The 11,131-nt window shown below is 69.0% G+C and carries 9 protein-coding genes; 2 read left to right on the top strand and 7 right to left on the bottom strand.

Going from position 1 to position 11,131, the window contains the following annotated elements; genetic code table 11:
• Positions 1–313 precede the first annotated feature (313 nt).
• From AV521_RS39605 to AV521_RS39595, 3 genes are all read right to left on the bottom strand, one after another.
• Positions 314–1,219: an ADP-ribosylglycohydrolase family protein gene (locus AV521_RS39605; protein ID WP_076095925.1), complete on the bottom strand. Its 906-nt coding sequence runs from the start codon at positions 1,217–1,219 to the stop codon at positions 314–316.
• Positions 1,220–1,231: 12 nt separating this feature from the next.
• Positions 1,232–1,891, bottom strand: a complete 660-nt coding sequence (locus tag AV521_RS39600; protein WP_076095923.1) for a histidine phosphatase family protein — start codon at positions 1,889–1,891, stop codon at positions 1,232–1,234.
• 175 nt (positions 1,892–2,066) lie between these two features.
• Entirely contained in the window at positions 2,067–2,672 is a 606-nt protein-coding gene (locus AV521_RS39595; protein ID WP_076095922.1) for a YdbC family protein, read from the bottom strand.
• A gap of 155 nt (positions 2,673–2,827) precedes the next feature.
• Between AV521_RS39595 and AV521_RS39590 the strand changes: the two genes are divergently transcribed.
• Positions 2,828–3,361, top strand: a complete 534-nt coding sequence (locus AV521_RS39590) for a TerD family protein (protein WP_076095920.1) — start codon at positions 2,828–2,830, stop codon at positions 3,359–3,361.
• A gap of 72 nt (positions 3,362–3,433) precedes the next feature.
• Here AV521_RS39590 and AV521_RS39585 read toward each other — a convergent pair whose 3' ends face one another.
• From AV521_RS39585 to nrdR, 3 genes are all read right to left on the bottom strand, one after another.
• On the bottom strand, positions 3,434–3,691 hold the full coding sequence (locus AV521_RS39585; protein WP_076095919.1) for a hypothetical protein: 258 nt from the start codon (positions 3,689–3,691) through the stop codon (positions 3,434–3,436).
• Positions 3,692–3,859: 168 nt separating this feature from the next.
• Positions 3,860–6,754: a vitamin B12-dependent ribonucleotide reductase gene (locus AV521_RS39580; RefSeq protein ID WP_076095917.1), complete on the bottom strand. Its 2,895-nt coding sequence runs from the start codon at positions 6,752–6,754 to the stop codon at positions 3,860–3,862.
• 164 nt (positions 6,755–6,918) lie between these two features.
• Positions 6,919–7,470 (bottom strand): transcriptional regulator NrdR, encoded by a 552-nt coding sequence (gene nrdR / locus AV521_RS39575; protein ID WP_076095945.1) that lies wholly within the window; start codon positions 7,468–7,470, stop codon positions 6,919–6,921.
• A gap of 611 nt (positions 7,471–8,081) precedes the next feature.
• Here nrdR and lexA point away from each other — a divergent pair.
• Complete coding sequence (gene lexA / locus AV521_RS39570) at positions 8,082–8,861, top strand: transcriptional repressor LexA (RefSeq protein WP_023546157.1); 780 nt, start codon at positions 8,082–8,084, stop codon at positions 8,859–8,861.
• Between the two features lie 177 nt (positions 8,862–9,038).
• On the opposite strand, the gene AV521_RS39565 is transcribed toward lexA, so the two are convergent.
• A complete protein-coding gene (locus tag AV521_RS39565; protein WP_076095915.1) occupies positions 9,039–11,030 on the bottom strand; it encodes an ATP-dependent DNA helicase in 1,992 nt (663 codons plus the stop codon).
• Between the last annotated feature and the right edge of the window lie 101 nt (positions 11,031–11,131).

Genomic DNA, 11,131 nt, shown 5'->3' with positions numbered 1-11,131 from the left:
TAGGGGTCGGTGGGCGGGTAGGTCCGTCCCACGAAGGACTGGTCCACCGCGCCTGCCATCGCCACACCCCCTCCGACCGCCGCTCTCCGACTCTCAGACTCTGTGTCGACCTTGCCGCCGAAGGCCGCGACCCACGGCGGATATGGGAAGAACGGGCGACAGTCACGGAGAGTTCCTGGCGGACACGGAGAGTTTCATTGCTGATCCACCCAGGGCTCAGCGCGCACCCGCCCAGGCAGAAGGGGAAGCCCGGGCCCGCGCAGCGGGAAGCACGGCCGGAGGAGACCGACTCTGGTCTGTGTCCCCGGACCCGTCAGAGCCGCGTCGGCACCCACTCCGGCAGCGCCTCGGTGCGTTGCGTCCACTCGGCGGGTGGGGCCCCCGCCTTGCCGGAGGCGAGCACACCTCCTGTGATCGCGCAGGTGGTGTCCATGTCGCCGCCCACGCCGGCCGTCGTCCAGAACGCCGTCTCGTAGTCACCGAGGCTCCGGGCGGCGGACCAGAGAGCGAAGGGAACGGTGTCATGGGCGGTCGTACGCCGGCCGCAGCCCAGCACCGCCGCGACGGTGCCCGCGTCGCCGTAGTCGAGCATGTCCCGGGCGCGTCGGAGTCCCTGGCCGACCGCGCTCTTGGGCACCAGGGCGATGACTCCGTCGAGGAGTGCCTCGGGGCCGGGCCGGCCGTCCGGGGAGCCGGCCAGTGCCGCCGCGGCGGCCACGGCCATGGTGCCGACGACGGCCTCACGGTGCTGATGGGTGGGGTAGGCCGAGATCTCCGCCTGGTGGGTCGCCTGCTCCGGGTCGTCCGCATACCAGGCGCCCAGGGGGGCGGTCCGCATCGCCGCTCCGTTGCCCCAGGACCCCCGGCCGTTGAACAGCCCGGCGGCCAGCTCACGCCAGTCCTCGCCCTCCCGGACGAGTCTCAGCAGGCGGTCGACGGCAGGGCCGTACCCCCGGTCGAGATCGTGGTGCTCGGCGAAGGACCGGGCCAGCTCATCCTGCTCGATGCGCCGGTGGGCGGCGAGGACAGCGACCACGGAGGAGGCCATCTCGGTGTCGTCCGTCCACTGCCAGGGCCCGGCGGGCAGCTCGCGTCGCTTCAGCAGGGGGTAGTTCGCCGGAACGAAGAACTGGGAGCCCAGGGCGTCCCCCACGGCCAGTCCGCGCAGGCTCGCCAGCGCGCGCTCCAGGCGCCCGGCGGAAGAGGAGTCAGCGGTCATCTCTCTGTCACTCTATCCGTTCGCCCAGTACGGCACCGGTTCCCGCCAGCGCTCGAAGGGCCGGTCGAGCGTGTACTTGCCGTCCTCCCCGAGAACGAGCATCCGCATCTCGGCGTTCCCGGGGTTCGACAGCGACTCGAATTCCGCGACCGTCCAGTGGAACCAGCGCATGCAGAACAGCCGCATCGCGAGTCCGTGTGTCACCAGCAGGACGTTCGGTGGATGGTCGGGTGCCTCGAAGCTGCGGAACAGGCTCTCCAGGAAGCCGCCGACCCGGTCGTACACATCGGCTCCGGACTCGCCCTGCGGGAACCGGAAGAAGAAGTGACCGTACGCGTCGCGGTAGGCCTTCTGCAGTCGTACGTCGTCGCGGTCCTGCCAGTTGCCCCAGTCCTGTTCGCGAAGGCGGGGCTCCTCCCGGACGCGTATGAGATCCGGGTCGAGGTGGAAGGCGCGGAGCGTCTCGTGCGTCCGGCGGTACGGCGAGATGTACACGCTCACGCGTTCCCGGCGGAAGAGTTCCCTGATCTCCTTCCCGGTCTCCTCTGCCTGTCTCCAGCCGCGCTCGGTCAGCGCGAGAGCGTGGTCGGGCTCGCGCTCGTACACGGAGTCGTCGACGTTGCCCGTGGACTCGCCGTGCCGGACAAGGACGATGCGCCGTGGTCGTGCCATGCCAAAACCCTAGATCGTACGAGGGTGAGTCGAGGACTCGGACGGGCCCCATACGGCGTAGGTCACACAAAACCGGCGCCCCGAGCCGCTCCCGCACACCCCTTTCGACACTCAGTACGACCCCGGTGCGACACCCGCAGGAGCTGGTTTGATATTCAAACCCTCAGCGACGGCGTCAGACCGTCCAGGACGGCTCCATGTCCACGATGTCACCGGAGAGCGCCGCCACGTCGGCCGCGGTCTGGGCGCGCAGCGCGAGACGCTCCACCCGCTCGGTGCGGTACTTGCCGTGCTCGGCCGCCGACCGCCACATCGACAGGATCAGGAACTCCTGCTCGGGCGCCTCGGCGAACATGCCGCGGATCATGCCGGGCGAACCGGCCATCGCGGGGTTCCACACCTTCTCCTGCATGAGGGTGAAGTGCTCGACGCGCTCCTCGTGGATCCGGCACAGGGCCACGCGGATCAGATCGGCGTCGGTGAACCGCGGCTCGAAGCCCGTCTTCACATCGAAGCGGTACTCGAACAGCTTGACCTGCGCATCCTTGAACGTGCCGGACTGGGCGGACGCCAGGCGGTCGTGCGAGCGGGCCATGAAGGAGTCGTAGAAGGCGCGGCTCTCCCAGAAGGCGAAGATGTGCGCCACGCCCGACCGCTGCCGGCTCCAGCCGCCTCCCTGCCCCCGAAATCCCGGCTCCCCCAGAAGCCCCGCCCATTTTCGCTGCCCCCGCTCGAAGCCGCGGCGGTCCACCACGGTGCAGCGAATCCACTTGACCAGCACCGCGCCATCGTAAGGCCACCGGGCGTGGCGTCGGTCACGCTCCGGCGGAGATCACCCGCGCATGCGCCCGCGCACGCGTGGCACGATGGACAAGAAGCCCCGACACCAGCGGAGTTGGGGGACGAGGCAACCACCAGGGGGGAAGGGGAAGCCTGTTGACCGGGTTCAGCAAGGGAATCCGCAAGGTCGAGGTCGGGCTCAAGTGGGACCCCAGCCCGACGGGTCAGCCGCCCACCGATCTCGACATCATCGCCGCGACGTTCCTCTCGGGCGACGCGTACGGGACGCCAGCCTATCTGGTCCACTTCGACAGCCGTTCGCCCGACGGCACGATCTTCCTCAACCGGGACAGCACCGACGGCAAGGGCTTCGGCTGGGACGAGGTCATGACGCTGGAGCTCGACCGGCTCGACGGCCGGTACGCGCGCGTGGTGGTCGGTGTCGTCATCCAGCAAGGGCCCGGACAAAAGACGTTCGTCAACGTGCTGAATCCGGCCATGCGTGTCCGGGAGGGCTACACCGTGCTCGCTGAGAACGACTTCGGCTCGGTGCTCGGGGCAACGGCGGCCACGATCGCCGAGTTCGCACGTGACGACTCCGGGGAATGGAGGTTCCGGCCCGGCGTGCACGGCTTCGACGAGGACCCGGCGACCTTCACCCGGGTCATGGGCAGGGCCCAGCAGTCGTAACAGGGCTCAGTCAGTGACAGGGCTCAGCAGAGGTAAGGGGCGCCCGCCATGGCCGGCGCTCCTTACCTCACTTCACGCGTCGAGGAACGGCCACGCCACGACACCACAGCAGCCGGCACACCGACGGCGATCAGCACGACCGGCGGCCTTGGCCGCTTCCGCGAGGAGCCTGTCCAGCCGCTCCCGGGCCGGCAGCGTGTCGGACGCTTCCACCCCGTCGATGACCGCCGTGGTGCACCTGGCCTCGAAGTGGTCGAGCAGCCGGGTCCGGTACTTCGGCGTCGATCCGAGGTAGTGATGGAAGGCGCCGACATGCCCATGCGCTCGCACAGTCGCTCCAGGGTGACCGCCGGGGCACCCCCCCCTTGCCGGGGATCGGGGCGGATGGAGCTCACACAGCGAAGGGGTGCCGAGCCAGGACTCGGCACCCCTCTTGAGGTGCTGATCAGGCGGATCAGCTACACCTGCATATTGCGGCAGGTGTAGCTCCGCCCGGTTTCAGCTGCAGCCGCTGGTCGAGCCGCAGCCCTCGCAGATGTAGCAGGAACCGGCCCGCTGCATCTTCGTACCGCAGGAGAAGCACAGCGGGGCGTCGGCCTGGATGCCCAGCTGCATCTCCACCAGCTCGGCGCTGGTGTGAGCCTGCTTCGGGGCGGGCTCGGCCGCCTCGGACACCGACTTCCGCGTGGCGACCGCCTTCAGCTCCTGGGCGCGCGGCGCCGACTGGGCCAGGCCCTCGACGTCGACCTCGTCGTCGGCCGGCTCGTAGGAACCGGTCTCCAGGTGCCGCTGGCGCTCCTCGGCGGAGTGGATGCCGAGCGCGGAGCGGGTCTCGAAGGGCAGGAAGTCCAGCGCCAGGCGGCGGAAGATGTAGTCGACGATCGACTGCGCCATCCGCACGTCCGGGTCGTCCGTCATGCCGGCCGGCTCGAAGCGCATGTTGGTGAACTTCGAGACGTACGTCTCCAGCGGCACGCCGTACTGGAGGCCGACGGAGACCGCGATGGAGAAGGCGTCCATCATGCCCGCGAGGGTCGAGCCCTGCTTGGACATCTTCAGGAAGACCTCGCCCAGGCCGTCGTCCGGGTAGGAGTTGGCGGTCATGTAGCCCTCGGCGCCGCCGACGGTGAAGGATGTGGTGATGCCGGGACGACCCTTCGGGAGGCGCTTGCGGACCGGGCGGTACTCGATGACCTTCTCGACCGTCTCGCGGATGGTCGCCTCGGCCTTCTCCGCGACCTCCTCCTTCTCCTTCTCCTTGGTCTTGGCGGAGAGCGGCTGACCCACCTTGCAGTTGTCGCGGTAGATCGCGAGCGCCTTGACGCCCAGCTTCCAGGCCTCGAAGTAGATCTCCTCGACCTCCTCGACGGTCGCCGTCTCCGGCATGTTGACCGTCTTGGAGATGGCACCGGAGATCCACGGCTGGATCGCGGCCATCATGCGGACGTGGCCCATCGGGGAGATGGCGCGCTCGCCCATGGCGCAGTCGAACACCTCGTAGTGCTCGTGCCTCAGGCCGGGGGCGTCGATCACATTGCCGTGCTCGGCGATGTGGGCGACGATCGCCTCGATCTGCTCCTCCTGGTAGCCCAGGCGGCGCAGGGCCTGCGGGACGGTGCCGTTGACGATCTGCATCGAGCCGCCGCCGACCAGCTTCTTGAACTTCACGAGAGCCAGGTCGGGTTCGACACCGGTGGTGTCGCAGGACATCGCGAGACCGATGGTGCCGGTCGGGGCGAGCACGGACGCCTGAGAGTTACGGAAACCGTTCTTCTCACCGAGACGCTGCACGTCCTGCCAGGCCTCCGTGGCGGCGGCCCACACCGGGGTGTCCAGGTCGTCCATGCGGACGGCCTTGCCGTTGGCGTCGGCGTGCTGCGCCATCACGCGCTTGTGGGCGTCGGCGTTGCGGGCGTAGCCGTCGTACGTCCCTACGACCGCGGCCAGCTCGGCGGAACGGCGGTAGGCCGTACCCGTCATCAGGGAGGTGATGGCGCCGGCGAGGGCGCGGCCGCCGTCGGAGTCGTAGGCGTGGCCGGTGGCCATCAGCAGGGCGCCGAGGTTGGCGTAGCCGATGCCGAGCTGGCGGAACGCGCGCGTGTTCTCGCCGATCTTCTGGGTCGGGAAGTCCGCGAAGCAGATCGAGATGTCCATCGCGGTGATGACCAGCTCGACGACCTTCTGGAAGCGCTCGGTCTCGAAGGACTGGTTGCCCTTGCCGTCGTCCTTCAGGAACTTCATCAGGTTCAGCGAGGCCAGGTTGCAGGACGTGTTGTCCAGGTGCATGTACTCGCTGCACGGGTTCGACGCGGTGATCCGGCCGGACTCGGGGCAGGTGTGCCAGTTGTTGATGGTGTCGTCGTACTGGATGCCCGGGTCGGCGCAGGCCCAGGCGGCCTCGGCGATCTTGCGGAAGAGCGCCTTGGCGTCGACCTCTTCGAGGACCTCACCGGTCATCCGGGCGCGCAGGCCGAAGTTGCCGCCGTCCTCGACCGCCTTCATGAACTCGTCGTTCACGCGGACCGAGTTGTTGGCGTTCTGGTACTGGACGGAGGTGATGTCGTCGCCGCCCAGGTCCATGTCGAAGCCCGCGTCGCGCAGGACGCGGATCTTCTCCTCCTCCTTGACCTTGGTCTCGATGAAGTCCTCGATGTCGGGGTGGTCGACGTCGAGCACGACCATCTTGGCGGCGCGGCGGGTGGCACCGCCGGACTTGATGGTGCCGGCGGAGGCGTCGGCGCCGCGCATGAAGGAGACCGGACCGGAGGCGTTGCCGCCCGAGGACAGCAGCTCCTTGGAGGAGCGGATGCGGGAGAGGTTCAGGCCGGCGCCGGAGCCGCCCTTGAAGATCATGCCCTCTTCCTTGTACCAGTCGAGGATCGACTCCATGGAGTCGTCGACGGAGAGGATGAAGCAGGCGGAGACCTGCTGGGGCTGCGCGGTGCCCACGTTGAACCACACGGGGCTGTTGAAGCTGAAGATCTGGTGCAGGAGGGCGTACGCCAGCTCGTGCTCGAAGATCTCGGCGTCGGCGGCCGAGGCGAAGTACTTGTAGTCCTCACCGGCCTTGCGGTACGTCTTCACGATGCGGTCGATCAGCTGCTTGAGGCTGGTCTCGCGCTGCGGGGTGCCGACGGCACCGCGGAAGTACTTGCTGGTGACGATGTTGACCGCGTTCACCGACCAGAAGTCGGGGAACTCGACGCCACGCTGCTCGAAGTTGACCGAGCCGTCGCGCCAGTTGGTCATGACGACGTCACGGCTCACCCACTCGACCTCGTCGTACGGGTGTACGCCGGGGGTGGTGTGGATGCGCTCGATACGCAGCCCCTTGGTGGCCTTGGCGCCCTTGGCTCGGGAACCTCGTGCCGGACCGCTCGCCGTCTCTGTCATGCCGCCTCCCTCTACGGGCAAAAACGCCCTGAAGTGCCCCGTTTGTTCCCGTGGCACGGTGTTCTGTCTTGTGTTGCGGGCACCCTCAGCTGCCACCCGCAACAGGTCTTGGTCGCCGCCTTCCGGCCGGAACCCGGACCTCCTCCCGGTTTCCGGCCCGCCGGTCAGTCGGCGGCGTGGGCGGGCACGGGAACCTGAGTGGTCCCGCCGGGCCCGCGTTCGTCTTCCTGGCTCCCCGCTCCCGCGTCTTCGTCGCCCGCGGCGGGGCCCCTCGCCGTCTCCCTCAGCTCCGCGATGGCGGCCTCGAAGTCCTCGAGCGAGTCGAACGCCCGGTAGACGGAGGCGAATCGCAGATAGGCGACGAGGTCGAGCTCCTGCAACGGGCCGAGTATGGCCAGCCCCACATCGTGGGTGGACAGCTCGGCGCTTCCGGTGGCCCGCAGCGCCTCCTCGACCCGCTGGCCGAGCTGGGCGAGTGCGTCCTCGGTGACAGGCCGTCCCTGGCACGCCTTGCGCACACCGTTGATGACCTTGGTACGACTGAAAGGCTCGGTGACCCCGGACCGCTTGATCACCATGAGCGAGCACGTCTCCACGGTCGTGAAACGACGGGAGCAGTCGGGGCACTGGCGGCGCCTGCGGATGGATGTGCCGTCGTCGGTCGTACGACTGTCGACCACGCGGCTGTCGGGGTGCCTGCAGAAGGGGCAGTGCATGATCTCCAACCCTCCTCACAGCAGACTCAACAACCTCACCGGGCCCATGGGCCCCGCGAAGCAGCCCTAAGCATAGGCGATCTCGGAGCTGCTTCAGACCCGGGGGACCACAACTTGTGGGCTGCTGTAGCCATCCAACCACTAGATGTGGGGATTGGCTCATACACCCAGGCAGCCACGCGTGTCGCAACAGACAGTCAAGTGCACCGCAGCAGACAGTCACGAACGTCGCGACTGAAGAGCCGTGGACGCCCGACATGCAGGCGGCCCGGCCGAGGACACGCGGGCGCAGAGCCGTATCACTGTGGCACTTACGGAGATACCGTGGGCGCCGCACGGAGGACACGTAGGACTCCGGCACAGAAGGGACCCGGAGCCCGGATGCGCGGATTCCGGATGGCAGACTGGGGCGACGACCCACGAGGTCGGCAACCCCGGCGGTGAAGAGTACAACAATGGGCGCTTTTGTCCGCCAGGTGGGGCGTTAGCAATACACCCAGACACATGATCGCGTCAGGTGAATCGCACTTTTTCACTCGAACGTGTGTTTGGCGCAACCTTTCGAAAGCAACTACCGTTGTCCAGCAGGGAGACCATCGAGAGGGGCCGACGTGACCACCACCGCAGACAGTGCCACCATCACCGCCCAGGACCGCTCCCAGGGCCGAGTCGAGCCGGTACACGTGATGAACGAAGCCACGAATCCCGAGGGACACAAGCGCTCCCTGCCGGGCCGACCTCCAGGAATCCGGGCGGACAGCTCCGGGCTCACCGACCGGCAGCGCCGCGTGATCGAAGTCATCCGCGACTCGGTGCAGCGGCGCGGCTATCCGCCGTCGATGCGCGAGATCGGCCAGGCCGTCGGTCTCTCGAGCACCTCCTCGGTCGCGCATCAGCTGATGGCGCTGGAGCGCAAGGGCTTCCTGCGCCGCGACCCGCACCGCCCGCGCGCATACGAGGTGCGCGGCTCGGACCAGGCCGTGTCCGTGCAGCCCACGGACACCGCCGGCAAGCCCGCCGCGTCGTACGTCCCACTGGTCGGCCGGATCGCCGCCGGTGGCCCGATCCTCGCGGAGGAGTCCGTCGAGGACGTCTTCCCTCTCCCCCGTCAGCTCGTCGGTGACGGTGAGCTGTTCGTCCTCAAGGTCGTCGGTGACTCCATGATCGAGGCCGCGATCTGCGACGGCGACTGGGTCACCGTGCGCCGTCAGCCCGTCGCCGAGAACGGCGACATCGTGGCGGCCATGCTCGACGGCGAAGCCACCGTCAAGCGCTTCAAGCGCGAGGACGGCCACGTCTGGCTCCTCCCGCACAACGCGGCCTACGAACCGATCCCCGGCGACGACGCAACCATCCTCGGCAAGGTCGTCGCGGTGCTGCGGCGCGTGTGACCCCGCGGCGGGCGGGCCCCGTACGGCTGCTCGCTCCCTGACCGGGCCCCGGAACCCCTGCGCCGGTTCCGGGGTCCTGCTGTGTCCGGGCCCGGGACCCTGCCAGGCCGAGGGTGGGCCCCAGGCGCTTTCGCATCGCTGGGTAGCCTGACCGGCGCCGGTCAGGCTACCCAGCGATCACTCCGCCCCGGTCGGCTGCGCTTCCGTCACCTTTGCCGCAGCGTCGATCGCGGCGAGCGACTTGCGGACCTGGTTACGGTCCGTGGTGTACCAGAACTCCGGAAGCGACGTCTTCAGGTAGCCGCCGTAGCGCGCGGTGGCCAGCCGCTGATCCAGTACGGCGACCACGCCCCGGTCGCCCGACGCGCGGACGAGTCGGCCGGCGCCCTGGGCCATGAGCAGCGCCGCGTGTGTGGCGGCCACCGCCATGAAGCCGTTGCCGCCGGCGTCCTCCACCGCCTTCTGCCGGGCGCTCATCAACGGATCGTCGGGACGCGGGAACGGGATCTTGTCCATGACGACCAACTGGCAGCTGGGACCCGGGACGTCCACGCCCTGCCACAGGGACAGTGTGCCGAACAGGCAGGTCTTCGGATCGGCCGCGAAGTTCTTGATCAGTTCGCCGAGGGTCTCCTCGCCCTGGAGCAGGATCGGGAACTCGGGGATCCGGGAGCGCAGTTCCTCCGCCGCGAGCTGTGCGGCCCGCATGGACGAGAAGAGCCCGAGGGTGCGGCCTCCTGCCGCCTGGATGAGTTCGCTCAGCTCGTCGAGCATGTCAGAACGCTCGCCGTCCCGCGCGGGGCGCGAGAGATGCTTGGCGACGTAGAGGATGCCCTGCTTGCGGTAGTCGAAGGGCGAGCCGACGTCGACGCCCTTCCATTGCGGCAGATCCTCACCCTCCGCGCCCTCGGGGCCGAGCCCCAGGGAGGCTCCGACGCCGTTGAAGTCGCCGCCCAGCTTGAGGGTCGCCGAGGTGAGGACGACCGAGCGGTCCGCGAAGAGCTTCTCCCTGAGCAGACCCGAGACCGACATGGGAGCGACGCGCAGGGACGCGCCGAAGCGGTCGTGCCGTTCGTACCAGACGACGTCCCACTCCGAGCCGTTCAGGACCCGTTCCGCCACGTCGTGCACCGTCTCCACCGAGGCCAGCGCCTGCTTGCGGACCGCGTCCTCGTCCTGCACCGACTTGTCGCGCGTCGCGCCCATCGCGGAGATGACCGTGCGGGCGGCGTCCCGCAGGGCCATCAGGGCGTAGCCGAGGTCTTCCGGGATCTCCTCCAGGCGGCCCGGCAGGGCCAGCTCCATCAGCCGCTCGAAGCCCTCGGCGGCCGTCTGGAGCTGGTCCGCGGCCTTCTCGTTCACCAGCTTGGCGGCGCGGCGCACCGCACGATTGACCTGGCCGGAGGTGAGTTCACCGGTCGCGACACCGGTGACCCGGGAGACGAGTTCATGGGCCTCGTCCACGATCAGCACCTCGTGCTGCGGCAGCACCGGCGCGCCCTCGATGGCGTCGATGGCGAGCAGCGCGTGGTTCGTCACCACGACCTCGGCGAGCTTGGCGCGCTCGCGGGCCATCTCCGCGAAGCACTCGGCGCCGTAGGCGCACTTCGACGCGCCCACACACTCGCGCGACGACACCGACACCTGCGCCCAGGCACGGTCCGAAACGCCCGGAGTGAGATCGTCCCGGTCGCCGGTCGCGGTCTCGTCCGACCAGTCCCGCAGTCTCAGGAGGTCCTGGCCCAGCTTGCTCGTGGGGGCGGCGGCCTCGAACTGGTCGAAGAGTCCGTCCTCCTCGTCCTGCGGCATGCCCTCGTGCAGGCGGTGCAGGCACAGATAGTTCGACCGGCCCTTGAGCATCGCGAACTCCGGGCGGCGGCGCAGCAGCGGGTGCAGGGCGTCGACCGTGCGGGGCAGATCGCGCTCCACGAGCTGGCGCTGCAGTGCGAGGGTGGCCGTCGCCACGACCACCCGCTCCCCGTGCGCGAGCGCCGGCACGAGGTAGCCGAGCGACTTACCGGTGCCGGTGCCGGCCTGGACCAGCAGATGGGATCCTTCGTCGATCGCTTCGGCGACCGCTTCGGCCATGGTCACCTGGCCGGGGCGCTCCGAGCCGCCGACAGCGGCGACGGCGGCGTGGAGGAGTTCGGGGAGTGAGGGCTTCGTCATAGCCCGACCACCCTACGGCCCGGCACTGACACTCGGGCGGTCAAGGCGGGAAGGCGGGGCGGGGTCACGGCCGGGCTCCTGAGTGGAATGAGGGTGGCGGA

This window comes from Streptomyces sp. IMTB 2501 (genome assembly GCF_001953885.1).
Taxonomy (GTDB): Bacteria; Actinomycetota; Actinomycetes; order Streptomycetales; family Streptomycetaceae; genus Streptomyces.
The sequence above is the reverse complement of the archived record's forward strand: the minus strand, read 5'-3'. Positions and strand labels throughout refer to the sequence as shown.